The 16,669-nt window shown below is 67.3% G+C and carries 15 protein-coding genes; 7 read left to right on the top strand and 8 right to left on the bottom strand.

Annotated elements, in window-relative coordinates; all coding sequences use genetic code 11:
- Window positions 1-79: 79 nt before the first annotated feature.
- Window positions 80-1,282: a cytochrome P450 gene (locus tag AB0J09_RS17765; protein ID WP_360691513.1), complete on the top strand. Its 1,203-nt coding sequence runs from the start codon at window positions 80-82 to the stop codon at window positions 1,280-1,282.
- Here the strand turns inward: AB0J09_RS17765 and AB0J09_RS17760 are convergent.
- Complete coding sequence (locus AB0J09_RS17760) at window positions 1,272-2,999, bottom strand: beta-galactosidase (protein WP_360691510.1); 1,728 nt, start codon at window positions 2,997-2,999, stop codon at window positions 1,272-1,274. The two genes, AB0J09_RS17765 and AB0J09_RS17760, sit on opposite strands and share 11 nt — an antisense overlap.
- Before the next feature lie 19 nt (window positions 3,000-3,018).
- The gene (locus AB0J09_RS17755) at window positions 3,019-4,194 is read right to left on the bottom strand and encodes an ROK family transcriptional regulator (RefSeq protein ID WP_360691507.1); all 1,176 of its coding nucleotides are present in this window, start codon (window positions 4,192-4,194) and stop codon (window positions 3,019-3,021) included.
- Window positions 4,195-4,359: 165 nt separating this feature from the next.
- On the opposite strand from AB0J09_RS17755, the gene AB0J09_RS17750 reads away from it, so the two are divergent.
- The 5 genes from AB0J09_RS17750 (at window position 4,360) to AB0J09_RS17730 (ending at window position 10,814) form a co-directional block, all read left to right on the top strand.
- Entirely contained in the window at window positions 4,360-5,670 is a 1,311-nt protein-coding gene (locus tag AB0J09_RS17750; protein ID WP_360691504.1) for a sugar ABC transporter substrate-binding protein, read from the top strand.
- Window positions 5,667-6,581 carry a sugar ABC transporter permease gene (locus AB0J09_RS17745; protein WP_360691501.1) on the top strand — a complete coding sequence of 305 codons (915 nt, stop codon included), beginning with the start codon at window positions 5,667-5,669 and terminating at the stop codon, window positions 6,579-6,581. Before AB0J09_RS17750 ends, AB0J09_RS17745 begins: the two co-directional genes overlap by 4 nt.
- Window positions 6,578-7,435, top strand: coding sequence for a carbohydrate ABC transporter permease (locus tag AB0J09_RS17740; RefSeq protein ID WP_360691498.1), 858 nt, complete (start codon window positions 6,578-6,580; stop codon window positions 7,433-7,435). Before AB0J09_RS17745 ends, AB0J09_RS17740 begins: the two co-directional genes overlap by 4 nt.
- A 42-nt stretch (window positions 7,436-7,477) precedes the next feature.
- On the top strand, window positions 7,478-9,583 hold the full coding sequence (locus tag AB0J09_RS17735; protein WP_360691495.1) for an alpha-galactosidase: 2,106 nt from the start codon (window positions 7,478-7,480) through the stop codon (window positions 9,581-9,583).
- 250 nt (window positions 9,584-9,833) lie between these two features.
- Window positions 9,834-10,814 carry a glycoside hydrolase family 11 protein gene (locus AB0J09_RS17730; protein WP_360691492.1) on the top strand — a complete coding sequence of 327 codons (981 nt, stop codon included), beginning with the start codon at window positions 9,834-9,836 and terminating at the stop codon, window positions 10,812-10,814.
- 67 nt (window positions 10,815-10,881) lie between these two features.
- Here AB0J09_RS17730 and AB0J09_RS17725 read toward each other — a convergent pair whose 3' ends face one another.
- The 6 genes from AB0J09_RS17725 to AB0J09_RS17700 form a co-directional block, all read right to left on the bottom strand.
- Complete coding sequence (locus tag AB0J09_RS17725) at window positions 10,882-12,330, bottom strand: dihydroorotase family protein (protein WP_360691489.1); 1,449 nt, start codon at window positions 12,328-12,330, stop codon at window positions 10,882-10,884.
- 14 nt (window positions 12,331-12,344) lie between these two features.
- Window positions 12,345-13,121: an ABC transporter permease gene (locus tag AB0J09_RS17720; protein ID WP_360691486.1), complete on the bottom strand. Its 777-nt coding sequence runs from the start codon at window positions 13,119-13,121 to the stop codon at window positions 12,345-12,347.
- Window positions 13,118-13,927, bottom strand: a complete 810-nt coding sequence (locus AB0J09_RS17715) for an ABC transporter permease (RefSeq protein WP_360691483.1) — start codon at window positions 13,925-13,927, stop codon at window positions 13,118-13,120. The genes AB0J09_RS17720 and AB0J09_RS17715 overlap by 4 nt, the downstream gene beginning before the upstream one ends.
- Window positions 13,924-14,793 carry an ABC transporter substrate-binding protein gene (locus AB0J09_RS17710; RefSeq protein WP_360691480.1) on the bottom strand — a complete coding sequence of 290 codons (870 nt, stop codon included), beginning with the start codon at window positions 14,791-14,793 and terminating at the stop codon, window positions 13,924-13,926. The genes AB0J09_RS17715 and AB0J09_RS17710 overlap by 4 nt, the downstream gene beginning before the upstream one ends.
- 281 nt (window positions 14,794-15,074) lie before the next feature.
- Window positions 15,075-15,620, bottom strand: coding sequence for a hypothetical protein (locus AB0J09_RS17705; protein ID WP_360691548.1), 546 nt, complete (start codon window positions 15,618-15,620; stop codon window positions 15,075-15,077).
- A gap of 21 nt (window positions 15,621-15,641) precedes the next feature.
- Window positions 15,642-16,199, bottom strand: a complete 558-nt coding sequence (locus AB0J09_RS17700; protein WP_360691477.1) for a gluconokinase — start codon at window positions 16,197-16,199, stop codon at window positions 15,642-15,644.
- Between the two features lie 142 nt (window positions 16,200-16,341).
- Here AB0J09_RS17700 and AB0J09_RS17695 point away from each other — a divergent pair.
- On the top strand, window positions 16,342-16,669 hold a 328-nt coding region (locus tag AB0J09_RS17695; RefSeq protein ID WP_360691474.1), incomplete at its 3' end, for a GntR family transcriptional regulator.

Genomic DNA, 16,669 nt, shown 5'->3' with positions numbered 1-16,669 from the left:
TCAGTGTACTGTGGCCTACATCTGTAGGTTAGCCTACGGATGTAGGGAAGTTGGAATGGCATGCTGATTGGGGACAATCGTGACCGCTGACTCCGCTGAGACGCTCCAGATCACCCGCACCTGCCCGTACGCTCCGCCCGAGCAGCACCTTCGCTTCCTGCGTGAGCAGCCCGTCACCAAGGTCACGCTGCCGGGGGGTTCGTCCGCCTGGGTCGCCGCCCGTTATCAGGACATCCGCACGGTCCTGAGCGACCCGCGCTTCACCGCCGACCGCCGCCATCCCAACGCCCCCAGGCTGAACGGCGAGATGGGGCCGGGCCAGTCGCCGCTGCCCAAGATGATGCTGGAGATGGACCCGCCCGAGCACGGTCAGGCGCGTCGCGCCGTGATCGGGGAGTTCACCGTCAGGCGCATGGCGGCACTGCGGCCGCGCATCCAGCAGATCGTGGACGAGCACCTCGACGCCATGCTGGACGGCCCGCGCCCGGTCGACCTGGTGCGGGCGCTGGCCCTGCCGGTGCCCTCACTGGTGATCTGCGAGTTGCTCGGCGTGCCATACGACGAGCACGACTTCTTCCAGACGCACTCCGCGCAGTTGCTCAACCGCACCATCACGGCGCAGGAACGGCAGCACGCGTCCCTTGAACTGGCCATTTACCTGGACAAGCTGATCAGGGCCAAGGAGGAGGACCCCACCGACGACCTGCTCGGCCGCCAGGTGCTCAAGCAGCGTGAGAGCGGCGGGGTGGACCATGGCGCACTGCTCAGCCTGGCGTTCCTGCTGCTGATCGCCGGGCACGAGACCACGGCCAACATGATCTCGCTGGGCACGTACATGCTGCTGCAGCACCCCGACTCGCTCGCCGCGCTGCGCGAGGACCCGGGCAAGACGCCGGGCGCGGTCGAGGAACTCCTGCGGCACTTCACCATCGCCGAGTTCGCCATCATGCGCGTGGCCATCGAGGATGTGGAGCTCGGCGGCACGGTCATCCCTGCGGGAGAAGGCGTGCTCACGCTGGCGAACGCCGGCAACCGCGACCCGGAGGTGTTCGCGGACGCCGACAGGTTCGACATCGAGCGCGACGCTCGCAGCCACCTGGCGTTCGGCTTCGGCCCGCACCAGTGCCTGGGCCAGAGCCTCGCCCGCGTGGAGCTGGAGATCGTCTTCAACAGCCTGTTCCGGCGGATCCCCGGCCTGCGGCTGGCCGTCCCCGCCGAGCAGCTCGGGTTCAAGGACAACGCCAGCGTCTACGGCATGCACGAGCTGCCCGTCACCTGGTGACGCCGGCCTGTGCCAGGAGCTTGGCGTAGCCGGGTGCGTCCAGCCTGGTCGAGACGTACCAGGCAGTGCCCGATCCCACCTGATGCCGGGTGACCGCCGGGCGGCCGTCGGCGTACGTCGCGGTCGCCGTGGCGCCCGTCAACCGGACGGCCTCGCTCCAGAAGTCGCCGGTCGTCCCGTCGGACAGCGTCACGGGGCTGGTCAGCAGGTGGAACTCCTCGACGCGGACACCGAGGACCTCGCGCAGGGCGCCGGGATAGCCGCCCAGCCGGACGCGGGTGTCGGGATCCACGACGCCGCTGAAGTACGACACGATCAAGGTGCCGCCGCCTTCGACGTACGCGACGAGGTTGGCGGCAGCCTCGTCGGAGATCAGGTAGAGGGACGGCATCAGGACAGCCCGATAGCGTGAAATGTCGTGGGAAGGGTAGACGAAGTCGGCGGTGATGTCGTGCCGCCACAGCACCCGGTGCGCTTGCTCCACCGACGCACGGAAGTCCAGCCCGGTGGCGGGCAGGGCGGGGTTCTGAAGCGCCCAGCCTGCCTCGTCGTCCCAGAGGATGGCCACCCCGGCAGCCTCGGCGGGGCGCGCCGGAGGCAGAGTGCTGAGCGTCCGGCCCAGTTCCGTGACCTCGCGGAAGACACGACTGTCGGCGCCCGCGTGCGGGACCATGCCCTGGTGCCACTGCTCCGCCCCGCCGCGTGAGGCCCGCCACTGGAAGTGCAGCACTCCGGCGGCCCCACGGGACACGTACTCGAGGCTGCGCCGGACGTGCTCTCCCGGCTCCAGCGTGAGTGTCCGCTCGGGGGTGTACATGGCCGCGACGCCCTGCTCCATCAGCATCCACGGCTTCCCGCGCGCCCAGGAGCGGGCGAGGTCGGAGGCGAAGGCGATCTGGGCGAGGCCGCCGTCGCCGGGTTCGTCGGTGTAGTGGTCGATCGCCACGAGATCGACCTCGGCCGACCATTTCCAGTGGTCCAGGGGCGTCCATCCGGCCATCACGTAGTTGGTGGTCACCGGCTGGTCGCCGTGAACTCGCAGGATGTCGCGCTGCTCGCGGTAGTGGGCGAGCAGCGCGTCGGAGCAGAACCGGCGGTAGTCCAGCAGTTGGGCGGGGTTCGCCCGATACTGGGTGGCCCGCGGCGGCAGGATCTGCTCCCACGACGAGTAGTACTGGCTCCAGAACGCCGTGGTCCACCTGTCGTTGAGCGCGTCGAGGGACTTGTGCCGGTCACGCAGCCAGGCGCGGAAGACCGCCGCGCAGTGATCGCAATGGCAGATCGTGCCGTACTCGTTGTGCACGTGCCACATGGCCGTCGCCGGGTGCGCGCCATACCGCTCGGCGAGCGCCGTCACGATGCGGCGCGAGGCCTCCCGGTACGCGGGAGCGTTGACGCAGTACGTGTCCCGGCTGCCATGGGCGAGCCGCACCCCGTCGGCACGCACCGGCATCGCGTCCGGGTAGGCCAGAGTGAACCAGGGCGGCGGAGACGCGGTCGGGGTCGCCAGGTTGACCTGGATGTCGTTGTCGTGCAGCAGGTCGAGCACACGATCGAGCCATCCGAATTCGTAGACCCCTTCCGACGGCTCAAGCCGCGACCAGGAGAAAACCCCCACGGTGGCGAGATTGACACGCGCCTGGCGCATCAGCTCGACATCCTCCTGCCAGACGTCCTCGGGCCACTGTTCGGGGTTGTAGTCTCCGCCGAAGAACACGCTTTCTCCTTGGTGATGTCTAGTCGCTGCCGGTGACGAAGCCCTGGATGGCGACCACCGCGCCGCCACGGGCCCATTCGCGAAAGTCGTCGTCCGCCTCGATGATCACGTCGGCCGAGTTCGTCACGTCGCGCCGGTCCGCGCTGAGGGCCCGGTCAAGGTCGTCCTTCGCGACGCGGGCCAGTTCAACGCCTTCGCCGGCCACGATCACCCTCTTGACCATGGAGAACGTCGCGATGTGCGCGATGAGCCTGCCGAGAGCGGCCGCGGCCTCGCCGACGACGCTGAGGCACACCTTGTCCCCTCCCGCGGCCAGGCGCATCACCTCCTCGTACGTCACCGGCCGCCGCAGCCCTTGCCCGGCGGCGGTCACGACCGACTCGCTGGACAGGTACGCGGCGGCGCATCCGCGGTGGCCTTCCTGGCACATCGGTCCGCCGCCGTTCAGCACCAGGTGGGCGAACATGCCGAGGTCCGCCTCGGTCGCGGTCACCAGGTGATCGTGCACGACGAGGGCGTAGCCGATCCCCGCCCCGATCGACACGAGCGCGAAGTCACGCAACCCGCGGGCCGCCCCGAACCAGTGATGCTGGTGGGCCAGCGCCGCCACGTCGTTCTTGACCACACACGGGACGCCCAGCGCCTGCTCGAGCAGTGGCTTGAGCGGCACCTGCCGCCAGCCGAGGAAAGCTGAGTCGACCAGCCGCTCGCCGCCGAGCTGAACCGCGGCGCGGGCGTCGCCGGCGAGCGTGACACCGGCGCCGACGGGTGGTCTGCCGCCGCCCGACAGCTCCTCGAGCAGCCGCCTGGCCTGGCGGCACACGGCCTCAGGCGTGTGGTCGGAGATCGGCTCGTCGCGAGCCGCGACGATCTCCGCGCGCAGGTCGGTGACGACGGCGTGGACGTGGTCCGCGGTCAGCTTGACGCCGAAGAAGCGGTGCTCGCCTACGGCCACGTCCAGGGGCCGGGTCGGGCGGCCGTTGACCGGGTCGTGCACCACGTCGCCTTCGACGAGGAGCCCGGCGTCGACCATGGGCTTGGTCAGTCTCGTCAGGCTGCCTGTCGACAGGCGCAACGTCCTGGCCAGCGCGGTCCTGGACGCGGGACCGTGGATGATGAGCTCCTTGACGATGGAGCGTGCCGCTTCGGGCAGGTCGTCCCACATGCCGGACCAGCTCCCGGTCTCAACCCCCACCAGCGCCCCCTGTTGGCTTTGCGGCGAAACTACCATGTCCGCCGCGTAACTGCACCTTCACCACCAAATCCCTGAAAAGTGCAGATACGTAGTGACATTACTCTCACCTTGTCTCTAAGTTGGCTTTGTTGCGAAGCCAGCTTGCTTCGCATGAAGGAGGCACGGATGCGTATCACGAGGCTCGGCGGCTCCATCGCCGCGCTCGGCACGGCCGCCGTCCTGGCGGCCTGCTCGTCGGGCACGCCCGGGAGCACCGGCACGCCGGCGGCTGACGCCGGGCCGGTCACGCTGGAGTTCTGGTGCTGGGGCGCGCCCCAGAAGGCCAAGGTCGAGGCGTTCAACAAGGCCCACCCGAACATCCAGGTCAAACACACCGACGTGGGCGGTGGCACGGACACGGCGACCAAGCTGCTGACGGCGAACCGGGCCGGCAACGGCCCCGACGCCGCCTGCATGGAATACGAAACCCTGCCTTCCATGATCGTGGCCGGGGCGCTGGCCGACATCTCCAGTTACACCGGCGACGTGAAGAACGCCTTCAGCCCGGAAGTGTGGGACCTCACCAGTTTCGACGGCGCCGTCTACGGAGTGCCGCAGGACGTCGGCCCGATGGTCCTGGTCTACAACAAGAAGCGTTTCCAGGAGCTGAAGATCGAGCCGCCCGCCACCTGGCAGGACTTTGCAAAGGTCGCGGCGGACGTGCGCAAGAAGGACCCGGAGTCCTACCTCGCGACGTTCGCGCCGGCGGAGTTCGGCAACTTCGCCGGGCTGGCCCAGCAGGCCGGCGCCTCCTGGTGGAAGGTCCAGGACCAGACGTGGACGGTGGGCATCGCCGACCAGGCATCCCTTGAGGTGGCCGACTTCTGGCAGGGGCTCATCGACAAGGATCTCGTCAAGGCCGAGCCGCTGCTCACCCCCGAGTGGAACAACAAACTGAACAAGGGCAAGATCCTCACCTGGCCGAGCGCCCTGTGGGCGCCGGGCGTGCTGTACGGAATCGCGGAGAAGCAGGCGGGTGACTGGGCCATCGCACCTCTCCCCCAGTGGAAGGCGGGCGACGACCGGGTGGCCTTCCAGGGCGGCTCCGCGTTGACCGTCACCAAGTCCTCCAAGCACCCCGAAGCCGCGGCCACGTTCGCCAAGTGGATGAACACCAACAAGACGGCGTACGACGTCCAGATCGAGCTCGGCGAGTACCCGGCGTCGCTGGCCGGTCAGCAGGCCGCGAGCACCAGTCCCCCGCCCAAGCTGACGGCGAACCAGAAGGACTACTGGGACATCGCCACCAAGGCGGCCCAGCACACGATCCCGCACATCAGCTGGGGTCCGAACGTCAACACCGCCAAGAGCGCGTACCAGGACGCCGTCTCCGCCGCGATCAAGAACCGCACGCCGCTGAGAGACGCGCTGCAGAAGACGCACAACCTCGTGGTGGAGGACATGAAGACCACCGGCTTCAAGGTCGCGGGTCCATGACCGCCACGACCAGAGAGGGCCGCGGATCCCGGGCGCCGTACCTGTTCGTCGCGCCCGCTGTCCTCTTCTTCCTGGCCTTTCTGGCGATCCCCATCGGCTACGCGATCTACCTCAGCGCACGCGGCCTGCGGCTGACCGGCAAGGGCATCTTCGGCACACGCGAGGAGGTCTTCGTCGGACTCGACAACTACCTGAAGACACTCACCGACCCCGAGTTCTTCGCCGGCTTCGGCAGGCTCGCCCTCTACGGCCTGATCAGCGTGCCGCTCACGCTCGGGCTGGCGCTCCTCTTCGCGCTGCTCCTCGACCACGCCGGTTCGCGGGCCAGGAGGTTCTCACGCACAGCGATCTTCATCCCGTACGCCGTCCCGGGCGTGACGGCCTCGCTGCTGTGGGGCTTCATGTACCTGCCCTCGACCAGCCCGTTCAGCTACCTCACCCGGGAGCTGGGGCTGGGTGCGATCCCGTTCCTGGGAGCGGGCGGCATCTATCCGTCGCTGGCCAACATCGCGGTGTGGGGCGGCGTCGGCTTCAACATGATCATCATCTTCACGTCGCTGCGTGGCATCCCCTCGACGCTGTACGACGCGGCACGCATCGACGGAGCCTCCGAATGGCAGATCGCCTGGCGGATCAAGATCCCGCTGGTGGCGCCCGCACTCGTGCTCACCGGACTGTTCGCGCTGATCGGAACACTGCAGGTGTACAGCGAGCCGACCACCGTGAGACCGATGACCACGGAGATCTCTCAGGACTGGGTGCCCTTGATGCACATCTACCGCAACGCCTTCATCCGCGACGACCTGCCGCTGGCCTCGGCCGCCTCCGTCCTGCTGGCCGCGGGCACCCTCGTGGTCTCGGTCGTGCTCCTGAAGGTCACCCAGAAGCGCGCCTTCGGAGGCATACAGTGAGTGCCACCGGCCACGTGCTCCCGCACCGGCGCGCCCAGATCCTTCCCACCCTCGTCCTGCTCATCGGCTCGATCTACTGCCTAGTGCCCGTCGCCTGGGTGCTCGTGGCCTCGACCAAGTCGAGCGGCGAACTGTTCTCGACGTTCACCTTCGCCCCAGGAACGGGCCTGCTCGACAACCTGCGCGACCTGTTCGCCTACGGGAACGGCCTCTACCTGCGCTGGACGGCCAACAGCGTCCTGTACGCGGTCGCCGGCTCCGCGGTCTCGACCCTGATCTCGACGCTGGCCGGGTACGCCCTGGCCAAGTACGAGTTCCGCGGCCGCAGCATCCTGTTCTACGCCATCCTGGCCGGCGTCCTCGTACCCGGCATCACGCTGGCCATCCCGCAATACCTGATCATGTCCGAGATCGACCTGGTGGGCGGCTACTGGTCGGTCCTGCTGCCGGGCCTCATCTCGCCGTTCGGCATCTACCTGGCCCGCGTGTACGCCCTGTCGTCCGTCCCGGACGCGACGATGGAGGCGGCCAGGATCGACGGGGCGAGCGAGTATCGCATCCTCGGCTCGATCGGGCTGCCCATGATGATCCCCGGCATGGTGACGATCTTCCTGCTGCAGTTCGTCGGGACCTGGAACAACTTCCTGCTGCCGTACATCATGCTGTCGGACCAGACCAAGTTCCCGATCACCGTGGGCCTGTACACCCTGCTCAGCAGGAGCTCGGGCCAGCCCACCCTGTACGGCATCGCCATCATGGGCGCCGCCGTGTCGGTGATCCCGCTCATCGCCCTGCTGCTGTTCCTGCAGCGTTTCTGGCGACTCGACCTGCTCAGCGGAGGGTTGAAGGGCTGACGCCGCGTCACGACCTCCGCTCCGCCTCACAGAAAGCCGTTCATGCAGATCCTGCACTTCAGAGCCGCCGGTGTGTCCGTGGTCATCGAGTGCCCGTCCGACGCCCTGCCCGCAATCCTGCACTGGGGGCCGGACCTGGGCGTCCTCGACGACGAGGCGCTGGCTCACCTCGCGGCCGAGCTCCGCCCCCGGCCGGACACCACTGTCGACGTGCCCGTACGGACTCCGCTGGTGCCGGAGGCCCGTACCGGCTGGATGGGCATGCCCGGGCTGTCCGGCCACCACCAGGGACAGAACTGGTCGCCTGCTTTCACCGGCGTCACCTATCAGCAGACCGGCCAGACCCTCACCGCCACCGCCCGGGACGAGCATGCCCGCCTCACCCTCACGATCATCCTCGAGCTCGACCGCTCGGGCCTCCTCCGCGCACGGGCGGACCTGCGCAACCAGCACGAGCTGCCCTACACCCTGGACGCGCTCAACCTCGCCTTCCCCGTCGGCGGCACGCCCACCGACCTGCTCGACCAGGCCGGACGGTGGGCCAAGGAACGCATCCCCCAGCGGCGCCCCCTCACCGTCGGCACCCACCTGCGCGAGAACCGCCGCGGCCGGACCGGCGCCGACGCCGCCACCGTCCTGCTCGCGGGCACCGCCGACCTCGGCTTCCAGCGCGGCGAGGCATGGGGCCTGCACGTCGGCTTCAGCGGCAACCACCGTCACTACGCCGAACGCACCTCCACCGGCCGCACCATGCTGGGCGGCGGCGAACTGCTCCTGCCCGGCGAGATCATCCTGCCGCCCGGCGAGACCTATCGGACCCCGTGGCTCTACGCCACCTACGGCCGCGGCCTCGACCAGGCGGCCCGCCGCTTCCACGACCACCTGCGCGCCCGCGACTCCCACCCCTCCTCAGCCCGGCCCGTCGTGCTCAACACCTGGGAAGCCGTCTACTTCGACCACGACCTGGACCGCCTGCTCGACCTCGCCGACCGCGCCGCCCGGGTCGGGGTCGAACGGTTCGTGCTCGACGACGGCTGGTTCAAGGGCCGCCGCGACGACACGTCCGGGCTCGGGGACTGGTACGTCGACCTGGACGTCTGGCCCGACGGGCTGCATCCGCTGGTCAAACGGGTCAAGGAGCTCGGCATGCAGTTCGGGCTCTGGCTCGAACCCGAGATGATCAGCCCGGACTCCGACCTGGCCCGTGCCCAGCCCGACTGGGTCCTGCGGACCGGCGACCGCCTGCCACCACCCGCCAGGCACCAGCAGGTCCTGGACCTGACCAACCCCGAGGCCCACGCCTACATCAAGGAACGGCTGCTCGTCCTGATCGGCGAGTACGACCTCGACTTCATCAAATGGGACCACAACCGCGACCTCGTGGACGCCGGATCTGCGATCCGGGCCGGCCGGGCCTCCGTCCATGCCCAGACCCACGCCGTCTACCGGCTGCTCGACGAGATCCGGGCCGAACATCCGCGCCTGGAGATCGAGTCGTGCTCAGGCGGCGGGGGCCGCGTGGACCTCGGCATCCTGGAACGCACCGACCGCGTCTGGGCCAGCGACTGCATCGACCCGGCCGAACGCCGGCAGATCATGCGCTGGACCGGGCAACTGCTGCCGCCCGAGCTGATCGGCAGCCACATCGGCGCCAGCCGCTCCCACACCACCGGCCGCCGGCACGATCTGCCCTTCCGCGCCGCGACCGCGTTCTTCGGCCACTACGGGATCGAATGGGATCTCGCCACGCTCACCGACGGCGAACTCGACGACCTGGCCGCCTGGATCACCCTGCACAAACGGCACCGCCACCTGCTCCATACCGGCGCCATGGTCCGCGTCGACGACGTCCCCGAGAGTGTGCAGGCCCATGGTGTGGTCGCCCCCGGCGCCACCGAGGCCATCTATGAGATCGCCATGCTGGACCGCCCATCCACCTGGCCACCGGGCCGCGTCCGGCTGCCCGGCCTCGACCCGGCGGCCGTCTACTCGGTGCGTCCGCTCATGCCCGTGACCGCGCACGGGACGGCCCCGGCCTGGATGAGCGGCGACTTCGTCCTGCCCGGCTCGGCGCTGGCCGTCTCGGGCATCGCCGTACCACCTCTGTTCCCCGACGAATCCGTGCTGGTCCACCTCATCGCCTTGTAGGACGCAAGTTTCGGAAGCTTCTTGAAATTTTCATCGACACATCTGGGGCTTGATCGGGGCCACGACCAGGCGTGATGCCTTTCCGATCAACCGCTCATGACACGAGTCGTTGACAGCTCGACAGAGTCGAGCCGATACTTTCGGCACTGCACCGATAGTTTCCCTACAGACCCCCGGCCATCGACAGCCCCGCCGGGTCGTATCACGCTGCCTGGCCTCCCGCCAGCCTTCACGAGGAGGTAACACGCACATGAACGACGCCCCCGCCCACCCGAAGAGTCGCAGACGCGGCCGCATCAGGCGCATCATCATCCGTGCCTGCGTCGTAGCGCTGGCCGCGGCCACAACGATGATGCCCGGCATCGCCAACGCGGCCATAACCTCCAACCAGACAGGCACCAACAACGGCTACTTCTATTCGTTCTGGACCGACAGTCCCGGGTCGGTCTCCATGAATCTGGGGTCCGGCGGCAATTACAGCACCTCATGGAGCAACACCGGGAATTTCGTCGCCGGCAAAGGCTGGAATCCCGGCGGGCGCAGGGCCGTGACCTACTCAGGCAGCTTCAATCCGTCCGGCAATGCCTATCTGGCTCTCTACGGATGGACGAGAAACCCACTCGTGGAGTATTACATCGTCGACAACTGGGGCACTTACCGGCCCACGGGAACGTACAAGGGCACGGTCACCAGCGATGGCGGCACGTACGACATCTACCAGACGACGCGATACAACGCCCCCTCCATCGAAGGCACCAGGACTTTCAACCAGTACTGGAGTGTCCGGCAGTCGAAGAAAACCGGCGGAACCATAACCACCGGCAACCACTTTGACGCATGGGCCCGTTATGGAATGAGCCTGGGCAGCCACGACTACCAGATTCTCGCGACAGAGGGATATCAGAGCAGCGGGAACTCCAACATAACGGTGGGCGGCTCGTCCTCCGGCGGCGGCAACCCCGGCGGCGGCTGCACCGCGACGCTGTCCGCGGGTCAGCAGTGGAGTGACCGGTACAACCTCAACGTCTCGGTCAGCGGCTCGAGCAACTGGACCGTGACGATGAACGTGCCGTCGCCAGCGAAGATCATCGCTACGTGGAACATCAACGCCAGCTATCCCAGCGCCCAGGTGCTGACCGCCACACCCAACGGCAACGGCAACAACTGGGGCGTGACGATCCAGCACAACGGCAACACGACCTGGCCGACGGTCTCCTGCAGCGCGAGCTGACCTCCGAACACCCTGAACACCGACCCTTCGGCGCGGCGGCCATGGGCCGCCGCGCCGGCGCATGTGCTCACGCCGGCCGGGGCAGGTAACGGCCCACCGGAGGGCCCACGATCTTGCCGTTGTTCAGCACATGGCTGCCGCGCACGAACGTGTCCGTCACTCTGGCGGTCATCTCGAAGCCCTCGAACGGCGTGTATTCCTGTCTCGACTCCGAGTTCTGCGCGCGCACCGTCCATGTTCGCTCGGGGTCGACCAGGCAGATGTCGGCGTCGAAACCGGGGGCGATCACGCCCTTGGTGCGCAGGCCGAACCGCTTGGCGGGGTTCCAGGAGGTCAGCGCGGCGATCCGGCCATACGGCAGGCCTCTGCGGCGGCCCTCGGTGACCAAGCCGGGCAGCAGGTATTCGGCGCCGCCGAAGCCGGATTTCGCCAGGAAGACGTTCCCCCGTGGAGTGCCGAACTTGGCCTCCTCTCGGCAGCAGGCGTGGTCGCTGACGACCCAGTCCACGGTGCCGTCCAGCACGTACTCCCACAGGGCCTCGACATCTTCACGCGGCCTGATCGGCGGGTTCACCTTGCCCCCGATGCCGGCGGCCGTGTCCACGTCGGCGAGCAGGTGGCCGATCGTGACCTCGCGCCGGAAATCGATGTGCGGGAAGGTCGCCGCCATGCGTACAGCGGCGTCCATGGCCTTGCGAGAGGACAAGTGCAGCAGGTTGACGTTGGTCAGTCCCGTCTCGTGGGCGAGGTAGGAGGCGATGAAGACCGCCAGCCCTTCGGAGTGCGGGGGACGAGAGGCGCTGTAGGCGGCCAGCCCGTCCAGCTGACCGGCCTCCTCGACGAGCTTGGTGTAGGCGGTCATGATCTCAGCTGTCTCGCAGTGCAGCGACAACGAGATCTCGCCGGCCAGCTCGGGCAGGCGTTCCCTGGCGGCCTGCACTCCGCGCATCACGAACTCGAAGTGCGCGTAGTCGTAGCGCTCCCCCTCGGGCAGCATGAGGAAGGAGCGCTGGTCGTCGGAGCGCCCGTGCAGCCCGTGCCCGCCGTAGAACATGAAGATCTTGAACGATGGCACCCCGAACCGCTCGACCAGCGCGGGTAACTCGTCGATGTGCCCGCTCGACATGGGCGCCAGATGAAATCCGTAGTCGATGTACGCTCTGCCCTCGGACTGCTTGAGCACCTCCGGGAAGAACTCCTCGTAAGAGCCGCCTCTGTTGAGGTAGTACATCCCGGTCCGCATGTACGTGAGCGCCGTCGTGACGCCTCCTTGGGCGCCGGCCCGGCTCTCCGACTCGGTGTCCTCGGGCAGGGGGTTGTAGATCCCCCAATGCTGATGGGCGTCCACGACCCCCGGGAAGGCGAGCTTGCCACCACCGTCGATCACCTCGCCGTCCGTGGAAAGCCCGGGCTCGACTCGGACGATGCGACCGTCGGCGATGGCGATGTCCGCGCCGACGGGCTCATCCCGATCGTGGGTGACGACCTTCACGTTCTTCAGCAACGTCTCGGTCACAGAGGGGACGCCTCCTAAGCGATGTGGTGCGCGTCGCGGTGCCAGCTGAGCACGCGCCGCTCCACCATGAGGAACAAGGAGTTGAAGGTGAAGCCGAGCACGCCGAGAATCAGGACGCCGGCCCAGATGGCCGGCATGTCGGCGTTGTTGCCGGCCAGGTTGAGGAGGTAGCCGATCCCTTCGGTGCTGCCCTTGAGCTCTGAAATGACCATCAGGATCAGCGCGAGCGAAACGCTCAGGCGCAGGCCTGCGAAGATCTTCGGCGAGGCCCCGGGCAGGATGATCCGGGTGAGCCGCAGACGTGCGGACACACCGAAGACAACGGCCGTCTCGATCTGCAGATTGTCGAGGTTGCGCGCGCCGTCGATGGAGTTGAGCAGGATCGGCCATACGATGCCGAAGACGATCGTCGCGACCTGCACCTGTGTACCCATCTGGAACAGCATGAGAAAGACCGGGAGCATGGCAGGCGGCGGCACCGCCCGGCCGAACTCGATCAGCGGCTCGACGTAGTCGGCCAGCCCGGCGCTCCTGCCGAGTGCGACACCGAGCGCCACTCCCACGATCACGGCCACGCACCAGGCTCCGACCACCCTGACCAGGCTGGGGACGAAATTGTCGACTGCCTCTTCGGTGAGGATGTACGGCCCGGAGAACCACATGTCGTACGTGCGGGTCACGATCACGGTCGGCGTCGGGAGGTATGGATTGCCAAGGGACCGCGCGAGCAACTCCCAGCCGATCAACACGACAGGAACCAGCCACAGCCGCTTGACAATGGTGCGGATCATGTCGTTCGCCACCTGAACAGTCGTCGTTCGGTGCGCACGAGAACGGTGTTGACGACGAGTCCGATCACCCCGGCCCACAGGAGGGCCGCGATCACGTCGATCATCGCATCGGCGCCGATGCCCGTGCTCGCCTCGATGAGAAAGCTGCCTATGCCGCTCGAACCTCCGACGAAGTACTCCACGCTGATCGCCAGGATGAGCGTGATGGAGGCGGCCAGTCGCACGCCCGTCGCGATGAAGGGCGCGGCGCTGGGCAGGGACACCCACCAGATGATCGCGCCTCGTCCGAAGCCGAAGGAGCGCAGCGTCTCCTCGCTGACCGGGTCCACGTCCTGCACGCCGTAGATGGTGTTGATCAGGATGGGCCAGGAAGCAGCGAAGACTATGAGCGCCACCTTGGCGTTGAGCTCGGGTTGGAAGAAGAACAGGGCCAGCGGGATCAGCGCCACCGAAGGGATGGGCCGCAGGAACTCCACGAACACCCGGGTGGCCTCCTCCGCTGCCGGGACCGTTCCCAGGAGCAGGCCGATCGGTACGGCGACCAGGACGGCGAGCGGCAGCCCGATGATCGCGGCCGTGAGCGTGCCTCGCAGGTCATCGAGGAAGGCCGGGTCAAAGGCCAGCGTGACAGTCCGCACCAAAGTGGCTGTTGCCGGCGGCAGCCATCTGAACAGGCCCGACATTCCGAGGATCTGCCACACCAGCAGAAAACCCGCCACGCCAACAGTGTGGCGGGTGAACTTCATCAGCTTGGTGCGGGCGAGCCGGACCCGTTCGCGCGTCTCCCTGGGGACCGTGCCCGTCATCCTTTGGAGTAGATCATGGAAGCCGCATTCACCTTCTGCTTGAGCATGCCCGCCTCGTACATGAGGTCGGCGACCCTCTGGATGCGCTGGGCGCTGAGCGAGGTGGGGTAGGCCCCCAGGTTGATCGTGGCGGCCGTCTCCGGCGGGATCTTGGTGTAGGTCGGGAGAACTTTCGTCACCGCGCTGCGGTCAGTGGCCGCGATGTTCTGCGCCTTGGCCATGGCCCGCTGGAAGGCGGCCAGCGACTTGGGGTTCTTCTGCACCCACTTCTCCGTGGCGGCCCAACCCGTGATCGGCAGACCCTCGGTCGGACCGGACATCGTGTCGAGGAGCATGGTCGCGCCGAGCTGATTCTTGGCCTGGCTGACGTACGGGTCCGTCATCCAGACAGCGTCCACGTCCCCCTTGTCGAGCGCCGAAAGCCAGTTGGTCGTCGGCACCTCGACGTATTGGAAGTCCGCCTTGGGATCGAGACCGGCGAGCTTGAAGTGGGGGCTCATGGTGAGGGTCCCGAGACCGGCCAGGGCGTTCACGCCGATCTTCTTGCCTTTCAGGTCGGAGACCTGCTTGACGGGGGAATCCTTTTTCACCATCACACCGAACGCACCCGTGGCTCCCTGATAGGAGTCAGCGATGTACTTGAACTTCTCGGTGCCGGCCTCCTGGATCGTCAGGATGGTCGCATAACTGCCTAGGACGATGTCCATGGCGCCGTTGGACAGTTTGCCGAGGACCTGCTGAGGAGCCTGAATGGCCTCCTGCTTGACATTGAGGCCCTCCTCCTTGAAGAAGCCACGTTCCATGGCGATGAACAGCGGTGCGGAATCCGCGCCGGGGTACTGGCCGATCAGCAGGTCGGTCTTCATTCCGGAAGAGGCGGTGCTTGATGACTGGTCGCCTGGGCCGGAGCACCCCGTGATGACGAGGGTCGCCACAAGACCGACCAGAGCACCATGCCTTAACGCGCCGAACCGCATTGCGGATCTCCTTTGGAGCAGGGGGTGGGTGGAACCCTAGCGCAGGCGGCAGCCTTCATCGTAGCCAGAACATAGGCATTTAAAGAGATATTGACATGTATCTACAAATATGTCCAAAGATACAATAATTGTCGTATTTGTACTGCAATAACGCAGCGCACTTGACAGATCTAGAGGAACAGGCTCAGCGCCAGAGTGAAGGCAAGGCCGGCGACCGACAGTACGGTCTCCATCAGCGACCAGGTCTTGATGGTCTGCCCGACGGACAGCCCGAAGTACTCCTTGACGAGCCAGAAGCCGGCATCGTTGACGTGGGAGAAGAACAGCGATCCAGCGCCTATGGCGAGCACCAGCAGTGCGGTTTGGCCGGTGCCGAGGGTGGTGACCAGCAGGGCCAGGATGCCGGAGGCGGTGACCGTGGCGACGGTCGCCGAGCCGGTGGCGAGCCGGATCAGGACGGCGATCAGCCAGGCCAGGAGCAGCACCGACAGGCCGCTGTTCTGCACCCAGTCGGCGACGAGCTTGCCGGCGCCCACGACGCCCATGGCCCACGGCAGCGTACGGGGGCTGGAGCGGCCGACGATGTCCACGATCTCGTCGGCTCCGCCTGAGTCCGCCAGGAGCTTGCCGAACATCGCGCCCAGCGCGATGAGGATGCCGACGCCGGCCGCCGTGCTGCCGAAGCCCTTGGTGAAGCTGGAGATGGCGTCGGCTATGGGCGCCGAGCCACGAGGCTTTCAACGTTGGCGGACGGCAGTGAGGTAGTCGTCGATGAGCTGGTCCACCGGCTTGGTGAGGTCCAGCACGATGCCGTGCTCATCGGGTTCGAGGGGTTCGAGGGTCTGGAACTGGGAGTCAACGAGGGAGGCGGGCATGAAGTGTCCGGGGCGTGCGGCAACGCGCCCCCGAATGACCTCGGGCCTGCCGGCCAGGTGGACGAACGTGATCGCGGGGGCGGACCGGCGCAGGATGTCGCGATAGGCGCGGCGGAGGGCAGAGCACCCGACGACACCGCCCGTGGCGGCATGGGCGGCGAGCCAGGCGCCAATGGCCTGAAGCCAGGGACGGCGGTCGACGTCGTCGAGCGGGATGCCGGCCGACATCTTGGCGATGTTGGCGGGCGGGTGGAAGTCGTCGGCGTCGGCGAACGGAACCCGCAGACGCTCGCTCAGCGCCGCCCCCATGGTGGTCTTTCCGGATCCGGTGACGCCCATGACAACGATCTGCGGGCCCGTGACGTGATGGGCGCCGGGACCACTGCCGTCGTGGCGGTCAGGGGATTCGGTCTGGGGCATGGCGATGACCTCTCGCGGGCGTCGGCTCTTGCGACAGAGTCGCATGATTAATCATCCTTAATCAAGTGGTAACGCGGTATAAATCATACCTTTTACTCGGTACGTGTGCCGAGCGGCCGGAACCGTGCGAGGATCAGGTCTCGTGGCAGCGGAAGATGTGACCAATCTGAGCTTGCACGGGAGTGTGCTCGACAAGCTCGGCCTGCTGGTCACCTCGGGGGATGTCGCGCCAGGCCATGTCCTGCGGATCGAGGACCTCGAGGTCCGGTTCCGCGTGTCCCGCACGGTGATCCGCGAGGCCATCCGCGTCTTGGAGTCGATGGGCCTGGTGACCAGCCGCCGGCGCGTCGGCGTCATCGTGGCACCGCCCAGCGCATGGCACGTATTCGACCCCAGAGTGATCCGATGGCGGCTCGACGGCGACGACCGTCCTGCTCAGCTACGCTCGCTCAGCCAACTGCGCCGCGGCG

The organism is Nonomuraea sp. NPDC049784, assembly GCF_040659615.1.
In the GTDB taxonomy this organism is placed as follows: Bacteria; Actinomycetota; Actinomycetes; order Streptosporangiales; family Streptosporangiaceae; genus Nonomuraea.
This window is presented reverse-complemented; position numbering and strand designations above follow the sequence as displayed.

Coding starts and splice junctions, on each gene's coding strand:
- AB0J09_RS17750 (WP_360691504.1), top strand. CDS start 4,360: ATGCGTATCACGAGGCTCGGCGGCTCCATCGCCGCGCTCGGCACGGCC.
- AB0J09_RS17745 (WP_360691501.1), top strand. CDS start 5,667: ATGACCGCCACGACCAGAGAGGGCCGCGGATCCCGGGCGCCGTACCTG.
- AB0J09_RS17735 (WP_360691495.1), top strand. CDS start 7,478: ATGCAGATCCTGCACTTCAGAGCCGCCGGTGTGTCCGTGGTCATCGAG.
- AB0J09_RS17730 (WP_360691492.1), top strand. CDS start 9,834: ATGAACGACGCCCCCGCCCACCCGAAGAGTCGCAGACGCGGCCGCATC.
- AB0J09_RS17720 (WP_360691486.1), bottom strand. CDS start 13,121: ATGATCCGCACCATTGTCAAGCGGCTGTGGCTGGTTCCTGTCGTGTTG.
- AB0J09_RS17715 (WP_360691483.1), bottom strand. CDS start 13,927: ATGACGGGCACGGTCCCCAGGGAGACGCGCGAACGGGTCCGGCTCGCC.
- AB0J09_RS17710 (WP_360691480.1), bottom strand. CDS start 14,793: ATGAAGACCGACCTGCTGATCGGCCAGTACCCCGGCGCGGATTCCGCA.
- AB0J09_RS17700 (WP_360691477.1), bottom strand. CDS start 16,199: ATGCCCCAGACCGAATCCCCTGACCGCCACGACGGCAGTGGTCCCGGC.